The following is a 16,727-nucleotide window of genomic DNA, read 5'->3' as shown; positions in this document are numbered from 1 at the left end:
GAAGGGTTACGGCGGTCATAGCGTGGGGGAAACGCCCGGTCCCATTCCGAACCCGGAAGCTAAGACCCACAGCGCCGATGGTACTGCACCCGGGAGGGTGTGGGAGAGTAGGACACCGCCGGACAAACATTGAGTAGGGCCCTGACACAACGTCAGGGCCCTACCACTTTAACCACCACCACCCGGTTCATACGGGAACAGCCAACTAGGCTGGAGCCACATGTGCACCACGACGGAAGGGCTGGTCACGCTATGACTGAGGATCCGGCGCCTGCCGTTGCTTTTGACCGCGTGGTCCTCATCTTCAATCCCGGGAAGCCCGGCATGGGCGCCAGGATCGAAACCCTTCAAAGCAGTCTCAACCGGGAGTTTCCGTCGCTTCCCATCAGTGCGCTGCCCACCATCCATGCCGGGCACGCCCGCGAGCTCGCCCGGACCGAAGCAGGGTGGGGCACGCCGCTGATGGTGTCCGTCAGCGGTGACGGTGGCTACAACGAGGTGGTGAATGGCGTCATGGACGTCGCCGGCAGCAAAGCGGTGTGTGCCGTGCAGCCGGCGGGTAACGCCAACGATCATCACCGAAGCCTGCCGGATCAGTCGCTTACGCAGGCGATCCGGGAGTCGAGCGTCCGCCGCATCGACCTGCTCCGGATCACGTTCCGGGACGGAGACCGCGAGGAGGTCCGGTACGCCCACTCCTACGTGGGGTTCGGGCTCACGCCGCTGATGGCGGTGGGGATCGAAAAGGGCGGAAAGGGGAAGGTCCTGGAACTCGTCTCCGTGGCGCGGACGTTGTCCAAGCTCATGCCTTTTGAACTGGTCCGCGCGGACGGGGCCACCGCCCGGTTCGACAGCCTGATCCTGGCCAACATCTCCCGGATGGCGAAGTACGGAACGGTCAGTGAGTCCGATCAGCCGGATGACGGGCGTTTCGAAGTGGTGACGCTGCCACACGCCGGGCGCTGGAAGATGGCGCTGATGACACTCCGCGCGGTCACGCTGGGACTGGGGCGGCAGCCGAGCGTCAGCACGTATGCGTTCACCATGCGGGACGCTGCGCCGTGCCAGATTGATGGTGAAGTGGTGCACGTCCAGGCAGGAACGCATGTCCTGGTGGAGAGCGCCCATGGAGCCCTCGCCACCATTTGACCGCCCAACTCCGTTGTTGGGCCAAGTGCACCAGGTGCCCGGGCAGCCGACGCCGAGGCGCCGGCTGCCTTTCACAACGTCAGGGCTGCACCGAGTCGAAGAACGTGTAACCGGTGTCCGGCTTCCCGTCGCTGTTTTCGTGTGCCTTCATACGGATGAATTCCACGTCTTCCTCGCTGAGGCTGGTTTCCCCGTGGACGTCCCAGGTGAGTGGTTGATCCAGGGCCGCGCTGATCTCCGCGGACAGAGTCCGTGGAATGATCACGCAGCCTGGGTTGTCGAACAGCCAGTCGGTCACTGTCGAGGGAAGCCGGTGCCACTGGTCTCGGAGGGGCGATTCTGTCATGGAGTGCCTTTCGGTTTGGATACCTGGGGAGAAAATTCAGTCGAAGTGGATTTCGGCGGCAGCCTGGCGGAGGAACTCGAGGCGCTGTTCCTCGACCATGCCCAGGGCATCCAACTCCTCGGTCCGGTCCTGGCGTTCCTTGGAGGCTTGGGCGGACACACCGGCCAGGATGTTTCCCACCAAATGAGCCAGGCCCGATTTGAGCTCCGCAAGGTTGGTGTTGCCGATCAGGAGCCGGCGGTCGGAGACGGAGAGGTCAATATGGCTGTAGCCCGCGTCCGCGAGCTCCTGCCGCACACCGCTTCCGCGCAGGAGGTCGATTTCCCGTGGCTGGGGCCGCCGGGAGAACACTGCCGGGACCGTGTAGCGGGTTGGGCCCTGTGCGGTGTGCAGGTCGTGCGGGAGTGCGGATGCGAGAACCCCGCTGAGCGTGAGTGCTGCATCAGCGCGCACGGGAGAGGTGTGGATGGTGGTGGTCATGGCGCTTGGCCTTCGTTCCTGGAATGCACCGTCGGACCCGTGGGTACGTGGAACGGCTGTGACTGGAGGGCAGGGCCCGGAACCGGGCCGCTGCGGGGAGGGAAACAGGCCCGGTGATTGAACGTGGCCGTCCTCGTTGTCCCAATTCGCCGCCGTGCCGGTGTCCGGATGATGCTGGGCCGGGTTGGTGAGCAGCGATGGGGCTGCAGGAGAGTTGGGCTCATTGATCGGAGAATCGGATGTCCAGTCACGACGTCCCGACGTATTTGCAGTCTACGCTCAATTGCGCGCAGCCGTTTGGGCACGGCCGCGGCAGCGCAGTAACCCCTGCCATTGCCACCCTTGACCGGGCCGCGGACAGCAACATATGCTCGATCTCAGAAAGCGTTTTCTCAGGCACCGGCGCAGTGCCCATTTTGCGAAGGTCTCACCGAATACCTCTACTCACTTCGGGGCTCATTGTCGTGCCCCGGAAAGGATGACATGCAGGTTGCCAGAACCCCACGGAAGCCTAACCACCGCCTTGCAGGCGCCGCCGCCACAGTCCTGATCGGTCTCACATCCCTGACCGCCATCGCCGCCCCGAGCTCGGCAGCGCCGCCGGGAAGCCAGGATTCCCCGGCGTGCTCCAGCTCCAGCACCCGCCTCGAGGCGGGCACCGCCCAGGCACCCCAGAACCTCTGCGTCCCGACCGCCGCCACGGATGACACCAGCACCCTGCTGGTCTGGAACAAGCCGGACGTGTACGGCGACGTGGTGGATTACCGGGTCTACCAGAACGGCGCACCGATCGGCACGGCGGAGGAGAATGCCCGGCAGTTCTCGCCGGCGCAGGAATATGTGGATGCTTTCCGGGTCAGGGATACGGACGGCTTCCACGCCAAAACCGTGGCCCACAACTTCACAGTCACAGGCCTGTCCCCGCGCACCAAGCACACCTTCAGCGTGACCGGGATCCGGGCGGACGGCAGCGAAACCCCGGCGAGTGACACCATCACGGTGACCACCACTCCCAAGCGGCACACCAACGTGGTCACCGCACCCGCCTACAAAGCCAAAGGCGACGGCACCACCCTGGACACGGCTGCCATCCAAAAAGCGATCGATACCTGCCGCACCCCCGGCTGCACCGTCGTCGTACCCAAGGGCATCTTCCGGACGGGCGCGCTGTTCCTGCACTCCAACATGACGCTGGAGCTGCAGGAGGGCGCCCGGCTGCTGGGCTCGGACCGGCCGGAGGACTACCCGCTGGAGAAGGGCTACTACCTCTATCCCGTGCCGGAGCCGCTGCCCACGGAGGCCGAATACCGGAACTACCTGCGGCCGCCGTCGCTCCTTAACGTCCTCCCCGAGGACAACGGCCGGTCCAAGGAAGGGCGTGAACCCGGCGCGGTGGCCAGCAACGTCCGGATCACCGGCAAGGGCGTGGTGGACGGCAACGGCTGGAAGCGCACCAGCGCCGGAACAGTAACAGATGAGGCGGGCAATGAGCTGCCGCAGTACGTGGCCAGCAGCGCCGGCAAGGTACTGGATGACGGGCTGCTCGCGGCCAACCAGTTCCGCAACGCCAAGGCCAACCCGGACGCCCTGACCGGCATCGTCAACAGGCCGGACACATTCGAGGATTCCGTGCTGTACGGCCAGTACCGTTCCAGCCTGATGACATTCATGGGCGTCGACAACCTGTACCTGGAGGGCGTCACGGCGGACAATCCCGCGTTCCACGGCGTGATGATCGTGGACAGCGAGAACACCACTGTCAACGGCATGCGGCACACCACCTACAACACCAACAACGGTGACGGGCTGGAGTTCGGCGGCACCAGCAACGGGATCGTGCTTAACAACTTCTTCGACACCGGCGACGACCAGGTCAACTTCGCCGCCGGCCAGGGCAAGTACGGTGCCCAGGGCAGGCCGAGCGAGGACGTCTGGATCTTCAACAACTACATGCGGATGGGCCACGGCGGCATCGCGGTGGGCTCCAACACGGCGGCCTGGGTGCAGCGCGTGCTGGCCGAGGACAACGTCATGTACAAGGTGGAGACCGGCGGGCTGCGGATGAAGAGCACCTCGGACATGGCCGGCGGCGGGCGGAACTTCCTCTTCCGGGACACCGCCATGGCCTGCATGGGCAGCAGCGCGTTCATCATGACGCTCAGCTACAACCAGTCACCCAGCGGGTACGTCGTCGCTGATTCGGCCACCTTCAAGGACGTGGTGGTCCGCAACGTGTCCGTGGACGGGAACAACTCGCCCAGCTGCGGCATGGCCGTCTCCGACAGCAAACCGGTCATCGACATCCAGGCCGGACCCGCCCTCGGCGAAGGGACTGCCACGCTCAGCAACTTCACGTTCCAGGACGTGGTGTTCCGGAATGTCAACCCTGCCAACATCAAGGGCCTCACCAATTCGGTGTTCGACGGCGTGACGTTCCAGAGCGTCCGGAACAACGCCAACCCCTGGCGGTTCGACCGGTACTCCACCGGCAACGCGTTCACGGACGTGTCGCCCGCGCCCGCGGCGCTTCCGGCCGGCTAGGAGCTCTCCGGCAGAGCGTACGACGGCGGCACCCGGCCTGGGTGCCGCCGTCCGCGTTGGGGGAGGCCCTAGACTCGGAACATGTCAGCTTCTGGGGGGATGCCGGCCCGGCGAACGGGGTTAATGTTTCTAGCAGCCTTTGCGGCGGTGGTACTCACCGGCTGCGAATACACGGGCCCGGAGGAGCCGGCCGCGGCAGCCTCCTCGCCGGCGGCGACCCGGCTTGAGACCCCACCACCCGCATCCTTCGAGCAGAACGTGGAAGAAGTCGCCAGGAAGCTCAAGGCTGCCCCCACCGACGCCGGGATGCCATCGGACGCTGAGCCCGCCGGGAAGCTGGTCCTCGACCAGGGCCCGGGGGACTACACCATCACCGGAGCCTGTGCCGGCGTGTACGGGGCGAAGCTCACCGTCATCCGGGAGGATGGCGTGCCGGAGGCGGCGTACTTCGAATGCAAGGACACGCTGGACAAATTCTTCAGGCACGACGGCGGACCCCTCACCATCAGTGCGGTTCCACCGGAAGGCAAACCGGCAGCGACGGGCGTCTCTGTCCAGCGCAACCAGGACCCCAGGGCGTCGGCACTCGAGGACTTTTCGGATTGGTCTGGGGAGCAGTTGCAGCCGCCGGTGCCCGGGGAGCTGCGCGGGGCCAGCAGCGGTAACGGGCGCACCGGAACGACGTTGATGGCAGACCCGGGCCAGTACCACCTGGACTTCCTCTGCGCCGGACCGTCCTTTGCCGAGCTGTCCGTGTCCACGGCGGCCGGGGCGGAAGTGCTCGCACCGGTCCGCGTCCCCTGCGACGGGCAGGCCGTCAGGATGCCCCTGCAGCTGTCCACCCCGGGGGCGGACTTCAGCATGAGCCCGCTCGAGGGCATTGACGGCAGGTACGCCTACCGCCTGGTGCCCGCCGGGCAGCCCTGACCGGCGGAGCCCGACGCTTCCCGCGAGACCGGCCCGGGCTCAGACTAGCTGCAGCCCGTCAGCCACCACTCCGCCGCGGTGGATCACGGTGCGGCCCGGAAGCTTGTCCATGACGGCCGCCGCCACGGTGTCACCCTCCACGAGGACCAAGTCGGCGGGGTCACCCACCGCGAGGCCCGGCCGGTCAGCCACCGAAGTCAGCCGCTGCGCCCCAGGATCGATCACGCTGGCGCCGCCCATGGTCGCCACGGCCACGCAATGCTCAATCAGTTCGTCCGCCCGGAACCTGTTGGTGAACGCCAGCTGCCAGGTACGGTCCAGCATGTCCGCGTTCCCGTAGGGGGACCAGTAGTCGCGTTGCCCGTCCTCGCCCAGGCCCACGCGGATGCCTGCGGCCGTGAGCTTCTCCAGCGGCAGGGGCGTAGCCGGCGCAACGGTGGCCACGGAAACATCCAGCTCGGCCATCTCCGCCAGCAGCCCGTCCAGCTGGCCGTGGGGCAGATCAGCAAGGGCGAACGCATGCGAGATGGTCACCAGCCCCTGCATGCCCAGCGCCCGCGTCCGCTCCAGGATCAGTTCGATGCTGAACAGTCCCAGCTGGCCGGGCTCGTGCAGGTGGATGTCCACCGGCCGGCTGTACTTCTGGGCGAGACCGAACACGATATCCAAATGCTTCACGGGGTCCCGGTCCAGGGCGCAGGGGTCGATCCCGCCCACCACGTCAGCCCCCAGCTTGAGCGCCTCCTCCAGCACTCCCGCGCTGCCCGACTCCCGCAGCAGCCCTGCCTGCGGAAACGCGATCACCGCAACGTCCGCCCGGCCGCGGTGCGTTTCACGCGCCGCGAGGACGGCTTCGAAACGCTCCAGGCCGGCGTCGGCGTCCACCTGGGCGTAGCTGCGCACCCGCGTGGTGCCGCGTTCGATCATCGCGCCGAGGGTGTGCGTGGCCCGCTCAGTGATGGAGGCTTCGGCGTCCCGCCAGTTGTTCCGGTCGTTGAGCATCAGGTTCCAGACGCCGGGTGAGCCGGTGTGCGGGCGGAACGGCAGCCCCAGCCGGGTGGAATCGAGGTGTACGTGCACGTCGGAGAAGGACGGCAGCAGGATCCGGCCGCGCCCGTCCAGCGCGCCGGCTCCTGGCGCGGTGCCCGCGTCCGCCGAAGCAGCCCTGTCCTGGGCGGCGGGGACGACGGCGGTGATCGCGCCGCCGTCGAGCGTCACGTCGGAAGCGGTTCCGCCCCAGGGGCGGACGTTGCGGAGAACGAGGGGCATGCGTGCGTTCCTCTCGAAAGGCTGTAGGGGGTGGATTTCAGTCTAGGGCCCGGGCCGGGACGGGGCGGGGAAGCTTGGCGCGGCAACGCAAACCCATTGCACCGTCCGGAAGCGCGGTCCAGTATTAAGGCGCGGGAAGGCTGGGGCCTCACCAACAGTGCCCACCTGAGGATCAAGGATTCGCCATGACCAGTGGTTCCGTTTTGCCCACCCGCCGCACGCTGCTGAAGTCCGCCGGGATCGGTGCTGCCGGCGTGCCCTTCCTGACCGCCGGTACTGCGCCGCCGCAGCGTCCCGCCTCGGTTCCCGCGGCGCTGCTCCCCGCCCCGCCGGGGCAGGTCCCGCCGCTGCTGAACAGCGCCAAGGTGAACCGGGCCGTGGCGCGGCTGGACGGGTTCGTTGAAGACGCCATGGCGCAGACCGGGCTGCCGGGGATGGCCGTGGCCGTGGTGTACCGGGACGAGGTGCTCTATGCCAAGGGCTTCGGCGTGAAGGAGGTGGGCAAACCGGGGAAGGTCACGCCGGACACGGTGTTCCAGGTGGCATCCGTGTCCAAACCGCTGGCATCCACGGTCATCGCGGGCGTGGCGGGGCAGAAGGTCCTCGCGTGGACGGACCCCGTCATCAACTACAACAGGGACTTCGCGCTCAACGATGACTACGTCACCCGGAACGCCACCTTCGCGGACCTGCTCTCGCACCGCAGCGGGCTGCGGACCGGCGCGGGCGACCTGCTGGAGGACCTCGGCTTCGACCGGGAATACATCCTGTCCCACCTCCACCAGCAGCCCCTGGACGCGTTCCGGTCCAGCTACCACTACAGCAACTTCGGTTTCACGGAGGCCGGCCAGGCGGCCGCCGATGCCATGGGCACCACATGGGAGGAGCTCGCGGACCGGGTCCTGTTCAGCAAACTGGGCATGTCCTCCTCCAGCTACCGGCTCGGCGATTACGAGAAGGCTGCGGACAGGGCCGTGCTGCACGTGCCGGTGGGGGACCGGCAGTGGGCGGCGAAGTACCGCCGCGATCCCGACGCCGAAGCCCCGGCCGGCGGCGCAAGCTCGTCCGTGCGGGACCTGGCCCGGTGGCTCCGGCTGCAGCTGGGCAACGGCACCTTCGAGGGCCCGCCGGTGATCGACGCCGCAGCCCTGCAGACCACCCATGTGCCGCACTCGGTGTCCGGGCCGGCCGCGGCACCGGCGGCCCGCTCACGCTTCTACGGGCTGGGCTGGAACGTCTCGTACGACGATGAGGGCCGGGTCCAGCTGGGCCATTCGGGCGCCTTCAACCTGGGTGCCGCCACCGCCGTGTCCATGCTGCCCGGTGAACAGCTGGCCATCGTGGCACTGACCAACGGCCGCCCGCAGGGTATCCCGGAGGCGGTGAACGCAGACTTCTTGGACACCGCGCAGAACGGCGCGCCCACGGTCGACTGGCTGACCTTCATTGCCGGCATCTTCCGGCAGCAGGACGAGGCCGATAAGCCCGGGGTCGATTACACGAAGATCCCGCCCAACCCCGCCCCGGCCGGGCCCAACCGCCGGTACACGGGCACGTACGGCAACTCCTACTACGGGCCGCTGGTGGTCTTCGAGGACGGCGGCGGGCTCGTCATGAGGATGGGTCCGGAGGGCCGGCAGACGACGTTCGCCCTGACCCACTTCGACGGCGACACGTTCAGCTTCGGGAGCATCGGAGAGAACGGCAACGGCCTGGCCGGCGCGATTTTCGCGGACGCACGCCACAGCTCAGCGCCGCAGGTCACGCTGGACTTCTACGACAGCACCGGGCTGGGGACGTTCACCAGGCGCGGGCGGTAACTGGGGACCCTACGGCAGGGACGGGTGGCCGAAGAGCGGACGCTGGCCGGACCTGTAGGCAAAGTCGATGACGGGCTCCAGTTGCTCGTACACGGTGTCGCTTCCGGGGAGGACCACGTGGGCCAGGAACTCCGATTCGAGGGTGGCAATGCCAGCGGACGCTGCCCCCAGCTTGGCGTCGATTGCCGAGGCCAGGGCCTGCCAGGATTTGCGGTTGGTGCGTTCCAGGCTTTTCGCCTTCGCCTCCCGGAGCTGGCCGTCCGCGATGTCACTGCGGACTGCAAAGGCGCCTTCAGACTGCAGTAGCTGCATGACAATCCTGTACTGCCGGCCGTCACCCTTGAACGCCACCGCTCCCAGGCTGCCCCGCTGACCGAAGATGATGTCCGTCGCACCGTAGTTTTCGAGGGCGTGCTTGATCTGTTTCCGGGAAGCCTCGCTGCTGTAGGAGTCACCTCGGGTGTATGGACCTGTCATTGTCTAACTATGCGCTCTTTTTCGGCCGCCGGGTGGTGCGCCGGCTTTCCGGTGCGCTACCCGGCTGCGGCGAAGACCTCCTTGGCGACGGTGATGGCGCTCATGGCCTTGGGCCAGCCGGCGTAGAACGCCAGGTGGATGATGGCTTCCTTGAGTTCGCTTTCGGTCAGCCCGTTGGCGCGTGCCCGGGCCAGGTGCCCGCGCAGCTGGTCGGTGCTGCCGCTGGTGACCAGGCTGGCGACGGTGATGAGGCTGCGGTCCCGCGGGGAGAGCTCGTCCCGCTCCCAGATGTCCCCGAACAGCACGCCGTCGGTGAGCTCCACGAGTTTCGGGGCGAAGTCGCCGATGAGTTGCTGCGCCCTGGTCTGGGACGTTGGTGCTGAGGGCTGGGGTGAATCGCTCATGGGTGGTCCTTTCGGGTTTGTGTTGATCAATCGGGCAAGAGGCCGGTGCTGCGGAGCCAAGCCTCCACGGCTGCACCGGCGTCGCTGACTTCCTCGCCTTTCACGGCGAGCCCGTCACCAACGGCAGCGCCGGGACAGAACCGGGCGTAGTCGCGGCCTGTGGTGCCCAGCCCGCTCATGGCGTGGGTGGTAACGGGGTAGACGGTCTTGCCGGTGAAGTCGAGGCTTTCGGCGAAGGTGGCCATGATCATGGGTGCCCTGACGTTCCAGATGCCGCTGGCCAGGATCACGCTGCTGTACTGCCCGATGCCGGGCAGCGGGTTGGAGATGGCCGGGCGGGCGTTTAGGTCCTGTTCACGGACATTGCGCGCCACGGTGTCGTCATACCCATCAGGGTAGGGATCGGCCGCCTCGATCCGGTGCACGTCGCAGGGGACCAGCGCGCTGATCATGCCGGCCAGCACCTCGGTGTTGCCGACCTCGAGATTCCGCCGGCCGCCGTAGTGGTAGTTCTCGCCCGGGCGGGAGAAGTAGGCCAGCAGGATCCGGCCGCCGGTGCTGGGTGAGGGAACCGCGGTCGGTGACGGCACAGGATCTGTTCCTTTCGGGGCGCAGCCGGCGGTTCCGGCGGCGAGCAGGGCTCCGGCCAAGCCGGCGGCCCCGCCACGGAGGGCGGACCGCCGGCTGAAGTTCAACGGATTGGTGGGCACGCTTAGCTGTACCGGCGGCCGCCGAGCCAGCTGACCATGTTGGGGTCACGGTGGTCGAAGAACTGGCTGGCGCCGGTGTCCAGGGCTGCGATGCGGCCCATCTGCTCGTCCGTGAGGGTGAAGCCGAAGACGTCCAGGTTCTGCGCCATCCGCTCGGGCCGGACTGATTTGGGGATCACGACGACGTCGCGCTGGATGAGCCAGCGGAGCACCACCTGCGCTACCGACTTTCCGTGTTCCCCGGCGATGGCGCTCAGCGCGGGATCGGTGAAGAGGTTGTTCTTGCCCTCGGCGAACGGGCCCCAGGATTCGATCTGGACGCCGCGCCCGCGCATCAGTTCCTGGTCCGCGGCCCGCTGGTGGAACGGGTGGGTCTCGATCTGGTTCACGGCCGGGGCAATCTCGTTGTGGTCGATGAGGTCCACCAGCCGGTCGGGGTGGAAGTTGGAGACGCCGATGGCCCGGGCCCGGCCTTCCTTGTTGATCTCCTGCATGGCGCGCCATTCGCTGTAGTAGTCACCCAGCGGCTGGTGGATCAGGTAGAGGTCCACGTAGTCCAGGCCGAGCCGGTTCAGCGAGTTCTCGAACGAGCACTTGGTGTCGTCAAAGACGCTGCCGGTGGGGGCGTGCTGGATCCACAGCTTGGTGGTGACGAACAGTTCGTCGCGGGCGATGCCGCTGGCTTTGATGGCCGCGCCCACCGCCGCCTCGTTGCCGTAGGACGCGGCGGTGTCCAGGTGGCGGTAGCCGGTGGCGAGTGCCGCTTCCACGGCGGCCTGGGTTTCGTCGTCCGGGATCTGGAAGACGCCGAAGCCCAGGATGGGCATTTCGACTCCGTTGTTCAGGGTGACATTCTTCATGGGGTGTTCCTTAGCGTTGTTCGGTGGTGGGCGGCCTGGTAGTCGTGTTCGGTGACGGCTTCGAGCCACGTGGCCGTGTGGCCGGCGTCGTGCTCCACCATGGCGAGGTGGCACATGTGGCTGTCCCGAGTGGCGCCGTGCCAGTGTTCCTCCCCGGCGGGGGTGTGCACGGTGTCACCGGCGCGCATGAGGATGGCGCCGCCGTCGCGGGTTGCCACCAGCCCTGTGCCCTCGGTGCAGTAGAGCGTCTGGCCCAATGGGTGGGAGTGCCAGTGGGTGCGGGCCCCAGGCATGAAGCGGACGACGGCGGTCCTCAGGCGGGAGGGCTCCTCACCGGAGTGCAGCGCACTGAGGCGGACGTCGCCGTCGAACTTCTCGGCAGAGCCTTTGGCCGCGGCGCCTGGAATGGCGAGGTGCATGGCTGCTCCTTGGGTTGGCGTCGGGGTTCTGATTCAAGGAAACCAGCTCCCGGGCGGGCGTGGGAGTGTCTGTTGTGAGGTGTACTGGCAGTTCCTGTCAGGACTGCCCGTCCCGCCGTAGCGTAGGAGCATGGACAACACCAAGGACGTCCGGGAGTTCCTCATGAGCCGCCGGTCCCGCATCACCCCGGCGCAGGCGGGGCTGCCCGCCTACGGTGGAACCCGGAGGGTGGCCGGTCTCAAGCGTGAGGAGGTGGCCATGCTCACCGGTGTGAGCACCGAGTATTACGCCCGGCTGGAGCGGGGCAACCTGCGGAGTGTGTCCGACTCGGTCCTGGATTCGCTGGCCCGGGCCCTTCAGCTGGACGAGGCGGAACGCGCCCACTTGTTCGACCTGGCAAAGGCCGCCGCCCCGAGCCCGTCCGCCGGCACCCGCCGGGCGAAGACCGAGGTGCGTCCCAGCATCGAACGGCTGCTGGCCGGCATGACCGGCACCCCCGCCTACGTCCGGAACGCCCGTACGGACGTGGTGGCCGCCAACAGCCTCTGCTTCGCCCTGTACACGGACATCCTCAAACCGTCCGCGCTGCCGTTCAACCTGGCACGGTTCATGTTCCTGGACCCCCGCTCGCGGGAGTTTTTCGTGGAGTGGGAGAGCCTCGCGGACGACTTTGCCGCGGCCATGCGCGCCGAATCCGGCCGCAGCCCGCGCGACCGTGCACTGAACAGCCTCATCGGAGACCTCGCCGCGGGCAGCACCGAGTTCTCCATCCGGTGGGCCCGGCACAACGTCCGTTTCCACCGCACGGCCCGCAAGACCCTGCACAACCCGCTCGTGGGGGACATCGAACTCACCGGCGACGCCCTGGAGCTCCCCGGCGAAGGGCTGACCATGATTGCCTACACGGCCGAACCCGGCAGCCCGGCCGAGGAAAAGCTGGCGTTCCTGGCGAGCTGGAGCACCACCAACATTGGCAGGGCTGAACCTGCGCCGGTGGAGCCGCCCACGGTGTAGCGGCGGCCTAAGCCGGGTGGAAGGCAGTGCGGGAACGTCCCGGGGTTCCCTGCGCTCGCCGGTGGATGAAGTATTCCGCCACCGCCAGGCTGAGGACCCAGGAGGAGCCGATCAGGAGGGCACGCGACAGCTCGGTCACCGGCCCCACCAGGGCGATCCAGGGGATGGTGACCACAACGATGGTGCCCTGGGCGATGCCGATGGCGTACGCCCGGGACATCCATTCCGAATGCCGGACGTAGTTTCTGCGCCGCACGGCGATGAATCCCAGGACAATGAAAGCCACCATGGCGGACCCGAACACCAGCCGGAGGGCCAGCAGCAGGGGCCCGTCCAGGGGCGGCAGGTCGTAGAACACTGCCATCCACAATCCGGACAGGGCGGCCAGCAGCCCGGTGGGGACCAGGATGCGTCCGGCCGTTTTATGCCAGCTGGCCCGTCCGCGCTTGCCGCGGCGAAGCGGCGGCACGAACTGGAACGCGCCGAGCACCAGGTACACGGTGACGGTGGGGATGTGGATCAGGACTGGGACCGGAGAATCGAAGAACCGGGCGTTGTCCGGTGTGACCTGGCCTGCCGAGAGTTCGGTCAGTCGCAGGGACCCGGCAATGATGGGCACCATGCTGAGGAGGATGAGGGCGGCGGGGACGAGCCACCGGGTCTGGGGACGGCGGCTAAGGGAAATGGGTGCAAGGTTCATGGGGCGGCTTCCCTGGCGTGGCTGGGTTGTGCCCGCGTTTGTTCGCCACTGTTGCAGGCGGACTGCAGGCGTTCGGCCACCGGAACAGCGCTGCCCAGCTGCGCGTGTTCGCACGGTGTATGGCCAACGTACTGCACCGGCTGCCCATCCGCGATAGGTGGAAGCGCGGTGGGGAACCCGCGGTGCCCGCGCCGTGCCGCCGTCGTCCGCTTTTTATGCTTGCGGCGCCACGCCCGCAGCGGGATGATCGGGAGAGTTGGGCTGCTGGGGGACAGGTGAGCCGGACGAACGCCCGGCCCGGGCCCAGCGGACGAACGATGCGGCGGTGAACGGGCAATGACAGAACACAACGGGCTGCGGCGGCTGAAGGTCAGCGACGTCAACGTGGTCAACCAGCGCACGCTCAAGAAGGCGCTCGGCGGCACCATCGTGGGCAACACCATGGAATGGTACGACGTCGGCGTGTTCGGCTACCTCATCACCACCATGGGACCGGTGTTCCTGCCCGAGGCGGACAAGGCCGTGCAGAACCTGTTCCTGCTGGGTACCTTCGCCGCCACGTTCATCGCCCGGCCCCTGGGCGGCATCTTCTTCGGCTGGCTGGGCGACAAGATTGGCCGGCAGAAAGTCCTGGCCATGACGCTGATGATCATGGCCGCCGCCACGTTCGCCGTCGGCCTGCTGCCCGGGTATTCGGTGCTGGGCATCTGGGCGGCGGTGCTGCTGGTGGTCACCAAGCTGGTGCAGGGTTTCTCCACCGGCGGCGAGTACTCGGGCGCCACCACGTTCGTGTGCGAGCACGCCCCGGACCGGCGGCGCGGCTTCTACGTCAGCTTCCTGGACATGGGCAGCTACCTCGGGTTCGCCGTCGGCGGGCTGGTGGTGTCCGTCCTGCAGCTGGTGCTGGGGCAGGAGCAGATGGAGGCGTGGGGCTGGCGGCTGCCGTTCCTGGTGGCCGGCCCGCTGGGCGCCGTGGCCGTCTACTTCCGGATGAAGATCGAGGAGTCGGCAGCCTTCAAGGCCACCATGGAAGCCGAAGCCGTGGTGGCGAAGCATCCCGAAACGGGGGAGGACCTGCGGCCCGTTGGCCCGTGGGGGATCCTGAAGGCGCACTGGCGGCCCATCCTGCTGGCCATGATCCTGGCGGCCGCCGCCAACACGGTGGCCTACGCCCTGACCTCGTACATGCCCACGTACCTGACCAGCAACAAGGGCTACAGCGAGGTGGACGGCACGCTGCTGACCATCCCGGTGCTGGTGGCGATGGCGCTGTGCATCCCGTTCACCGGGCGGCTCTCCGACCGGATCGGCCGCCGCAAGGTGTTGTGGATCGGTGCGCTGAGCACGGTGGTGTTCGCGATCCCGGCGTTCCTGGCCATCTCAGCGGGCAGCGTCCCCATGACGTTCCTGGGCCTGGCGCTGATCGCCTTCCCGGTGGCGTTCTCGGTGCCGAACCTCGCTTCAGCCTTGCCGGCTCTGTTTCCCACGGAGCACCGTTATTCGGCCATGGGCATCGCCTACAACTTCGCCGTGGCCATCTTCGGCGGGACGGCGCCGTTCATCATCGCGGCCCTCATCGAACTGACCGCGAACGACATGACCATCGCCTACTACCTGATGGGCGTGGCCCTGATCGCCGCCGTCGCCATCTTCTTCCTGCCCGAGTCCGCCGGCCGGCACCTGCCCGGGTCCATGCCCAGCGTGGACACGCAGGAGGAGGCCCGGCACCTGGTGGACACGCAGGACAACAACCCGCTGCTGGACCTGGAATCGCTGCCGTTCGAGGAAAGCTTCGCGGCTGCACGGGAGTCGCACAACCGGAAGCCCACCGTCATGTAGGGAAGGACGTACGACGGCGGCGCCGGGGTTGGGTGCCGGCAGCTACGCCTGACGCTTCTCCCGCTGGTAAGCCCGCACGGCCTCGCTGGTGGTGGGGTAGAAGTGCGCGGGGGAGAAGCGGGCGCCCATCCCGTACCGCAGCAGCCTGTCCTTGACCGGGCCCTTCATTTCTGCGAACACCAGGTCCACGCCGTGCCGTTCCAGCCATTCGTCCAGCTCCACCAGCTCGTCCAGGGCGGTGGTGTCGATCCCGGTCACGGGCTCGGCGGCCAGCACCACGCGTTCGGTGCCGGGCGGGGCCCCGTCCAGCTCGTCGCGCACGAAGGATCCCAGCAGCGCACCGTTGCCAAAGAACAGCGGGGCGTCGAAGCGCAGGATCAGCAGGCCGGGGATGCGCTCGCCGTCCGGGTGGCGGGTCACGTCGTGGTAGCCGGGTACACCGGGCACATCCACCAGCTCTGCGCGGTATGGGTCCCAGGCCCGCCGCAGGAAGTCGAGGATGGCCAGGCCGACCGCCACCACGATGCCCGGCAAGACACCCAGGATGGTGACCCCAAGGAACGCCGCGAGCATCACCAGCGTTTCGCTGCGGCTCATGCTCACCAGCCGGCGCACTCCCGCGGGGTCGGCGATTCCGGCTGCCGCGGCGATGACGATGGCGGCCAGGGTGGCGGAGGGCAGGAATTCCGTGACGCCGGGCGCTGCGAGCATGAAGCCAAAGACCAGGAGGGCACCCACCACTCCGGTCAGCTGGGATTTCGATCCGGACTCCACCGCCACAGGCGTGCGGGAAGTGCTGGCGGAGATGGGGAAGCCGCCCAGCAGGCCGCTGGCTGCGTTCGCCGCGCCGAGGGCCGCCATCTCATGGTTGCCGGACACTTTGCCGTTCCTGGCCGCAGCCAAAGACTGGGACAGAGTTCCGGTGTCCACAAAGACGATCAGGGCGATGCCGGCGGCGGCGGGCAGCAGCGCCAGGACGTCGGCCCAGCCGATCCCGCCGAGGGCCGGCGTCGGGAGTCCCTGGGGGAGGGCCCCGGTGACCTTGACGTCGTCGTGAAGACCCAGCAGTGCCACGGACAGGCAGGAGACGACGACGGCGATCAGCACGCCGGGGACCTTCCACTTCAGCCACCGCGGCACCAGGATGAGCGCCAGCGAGGCGAGTCCCAGCAGGAGCGCGGCGAGGTTGGTTTCGCCGTCGAGCACTTTGGGGACCGCGGCCAGGAGTTTGTCCCAGGGGGTGTCACCGTCCACGGGGATGCCCAGGAGGACGGGGAGCTGGGACGCCACTACCAGCAGGGCGATGCCGTTGAGGTAGCCCAGCCGGATGGGCTTGGACAGCAGTCCCGTGACGATGCCCAGCCGCAGCGCCGATCCGATGAGCATGATGGCGCCGATCAGTACGGCCAGGAGTCCCGCCAGGGCAACGGACCGTTGCTCGTCCGCCGCAGCCAGGGGAATCAAGGCGGCGACGATCATCGGGGCGAGCGCCGAATCGGGACCCAGTACCAGCACCCGTGACGGCCCCACGATGGCGTAGGCGATCAGGGGCACCACCGTGGCGTAGAGGCCGGTCACGGGTGGGAGTCCGGCGGCTTGCGCGTAGGCCATGCCGGCGGGGACCAGAACCGCGAAGAGAGCTGCCCCTGCCACCGCATCGTGCCGCAGCCACCCGGGCTTGTAGCCGCGTAGGGCCGGCGGGACCCACCAGGGCTGGGGGATTCCGGAGCGGCTCATGCTCCGATCATGGCCCATCCCGGCGGAGCCCGCC

The 16,727-nt window shown here is 67.8% G+C and carries 16 protein-coding genes and 1 rRNA gene; 7 read left to right on the top strand and 10 right to left on the bottom strand.

Going from position 1 to position 16,727, the window contains the following annotated elements; genetic code table 11:
- Positions 1-7 precede the first annotated feature (7 nt).
- Positions 8-124 (top strand): 5S ribosomal RNA (gene rrf, locus AC1DBN_RS16685).
- A gap of 128 nt (positions 125-252) precedes the next feature.
- Positions 253-1,149: a diacylglycerol/lipid kinase family protein gene (locus tag AC1DBN_RS16680; RefSeq protein WP_056078510.1), complete on the top strand. Its 897-nt coding sequence runs from the start codon at positions 253-255 to the stop codon at positions 1,147-1,149.
- 79 nt (positions 1,150-1,228) lie between these two features.
- Here the strand turns inward: AC1DBN_RS16680 and AC1DBN_RS16675 are convergent, their stop codons facing one another.
- Together AC1DBN_RS16675 and AC1DBN_RS16670 are read right to left on the bottom strand one after the other, a co-directional pair.
- Complete coding sequence (locus tag AC1DBN_RS16675; RefSeq protein ID WP_091718693.1) at positions 1,229-1,495, bottom strand: hypothetical protein; 267 nt, start codon at positions 1,493-1,495, stop codon at positions 1,229-1,231.
- Between the two features lie 36 nt (positions 1,496-1,531).
- Positions 1,532-1,975: a hypothetical protein gene (locus AC1DBN_RS16670; RefSeq protein ID WP_056078505.1), complete on the bottom strand. Its 444-nt coding sequence runs from the start codon at positions 1,973-1,975 to the stop codon at positions 1,532-1,534.
- Positions 1,976-2,458: 483 nt separating this feature from the next.
- Between AC1DBN_RS16670 and AC1DBN_RS16665 the strand changes: the two genes are divergently transcribed.
- Together AC1DBN_RS16665 and AC1DBN_RS16660 are read left to right on the top strand one after the other, a co-directional pair.
- Positions 2,459-4,516, top strand: a complete 2,058-nt coding sequence (locus tag AC1DBN_RS16665) for a glycosyl hydrolase family 28 protein (protein WP_477723714.1) — start codon at positions 2,459-2,461, stop codon at positions 4,514-4,516.
- A 123-nt stretch (positions 4,517-4,639) separates the two neighbouring features.
- Entirely contained in the window at positions 4,640-5,443 is an 804-nt protein-coding gene (locus AC1DBN_RS16660; protein ID WP_477723713.1) for a hypothetical protein, read from the top strand.
- A 39-nt stretch (positions 5,444-5,482) separates the two neighbouring features.
- On the opposite strand, the gene AC1DBN_RS16655 is transcribed toward AC1DBN_RS16660, so the two are convergent.
- Positions 5,483-6,712 (bottom strand): amidohydrolase family protein, encoded by a 1,230-nt coding sequence (locus AC1DBN_RS16655; protein ID WP_477723712.1) that lies wholly within the window; start codon positions 6,710-6,712, stop codon positions 5,483-5,485.
- 185 nt (positions 6,713-6,897) lie between these two features.
- Between AC1DBN_RS16655 and AC1DBN_RS16650 the strand changes: the two genes are divergently transcribed.
- Positions 6,898-8,532, top strand: coding sequence for a serine hydrolase (locus AC1DBN_RS16650; protein ID WP_477723711.1), 1,635 nt, complete (start codon positions 6,898-6,900; stop codon positions 8,530-8,532).
- Between the two features lie 9 nt (positions 8,533-8,541).
- Here the strand turns inward: AC1DBN_RS16650 and AC1DBN_RS16645 are convergent, their stop codons facing one another.
- From AC1DBN_RS16645 to AC1DBN_RS16625, 5 genes are all read right to left on the bottom strand, one after another.
- Positions 8,542-9,009, bottom strand: coding sequence for a hypothetical protein (locus tag AC1DBN_RS16645; RefSeq protein ID WP_477723710.1), 468 nt, complete (start codon positions 9,007-9,009; stop codon positions 8,542-8,544).
- A 56-nt stretch (positions 9,010-9,065) separates the two neighbouring features.
- Complete coding sequence (locus AC1DBN_RS16640; protein ID WP_477723709.1) at positions 9,066-9,413, bottom strand: carboxymuconolactone decarboxylase family protein; 348 nt, start codon at positions 9,411-9,413, stop codon at positions 9,066-9,068.
- Positions 9,414-9,439: 26 nt separating this feature from the next.
- A complete protein-coding gene (locus AC1DBN_RS16635) occupies positions 9,440-10,003 on the bottom strand; it encodes a flavodoxin (protein WP_477723708.1) in 564 nt (187 codons plus the stop codon).
- A 122-nt stretch (positions 10,004-10,125) separates the two neighbouring features.
- Complete coding sequence (locus AC1DBN_RS16630) at positions 10,126-10,983, bottom strand: aldo/keto reductase (protein ID WP_477723707.1); 858 nt, start codon at positions 10,981-10,983, stop codon at positions 10,126-10,128.
- Positions 10,980-11,402 (bottom strand): (R)-mandelonitrile lyase, encoded by a 423-nt coding sequence (locus AC1DBN_RS16625; protein WP_477723706.1) that lies wholly within the window; start codon positions 11,400-11,402, stop codon positions 10,980-10,982. The genes AC1DBN_RS16630 and AC1DBN_RS16625 overlap by 4 nt, the downstream gene beginning before the upstream one ends.
- 130 nt (positions 11,403-11,532) lie before the next feature.
- Here AC1DBN_RS16625 and AC1DBN_RS16620 point away from each other — a divergent pair, with 130 nt between their 5' ends.
- Entirely contained in the window at positions 11,533-12,417 is an 885-nt protein-coding gene (locus AC1DBN_RS16620) for a helix-turn-helix transcriptional regulator (RefSeq protein ID WP_477723705.1), read from the top strand.
- Between the two features lie 7 nt (positions 12,418-12,424).
- On the opposite strand, the gene AC1DBN_RS16615 is transcribed toward AC1DBN_RS16620, so the two are convergent.
- Entirely contained in the window at positions 12,425-13,117 is a 693-nt protein-coding gene (locus AC1DBN_RS16615; protein ID WP_477723704.1) for a DUF2306 domain-containing protein, read from the bottom strand.
- A 336-nt stretch (positions 13,118-13,453) separates the two neighbouring features.
- On the opposite strand from AC1DBN_RS16615, the gene AC1DBN_RS16610 reads away from it, so the two are divergent.
- Positions 13,454-14,956, top strand: a complete 1,503-nt coding sequence (locus AC1DBN_RS16610) for an MFS transporter (protein ID WP_477723703.1) — start codon at positions 13,454-13,456, stop codon at positions 14,954-14,956.
- Positions 14,957-14,998: 42 nt separating this feature from the next.
- Here AC1DBN_RS16610 and AC1DBN_RS16605 read toward each other — a convergent pair whose 3' ends face one another.
- Positions 14,999-16,693, bottom strand: a complete 1,695-nt coding sequence (locus AC1DBN_RS16605) for a SulP family inorganic anion transporter (protein ID WP_477723702.1) — start codon at positions 16,691-16,693, stop codon at positions 14,999-15,001.
- Positions 16,694-16,727 lie beyond the last annotated feature (34 nt).

Source organism: Pseudarthrobacter sp. 10T415 (assembly GCF_056394175.1).
Note: the sequence above shows the minus strand (reverse complement) of the source record. Positions and strands in the feature narration are given on the sequence as shown.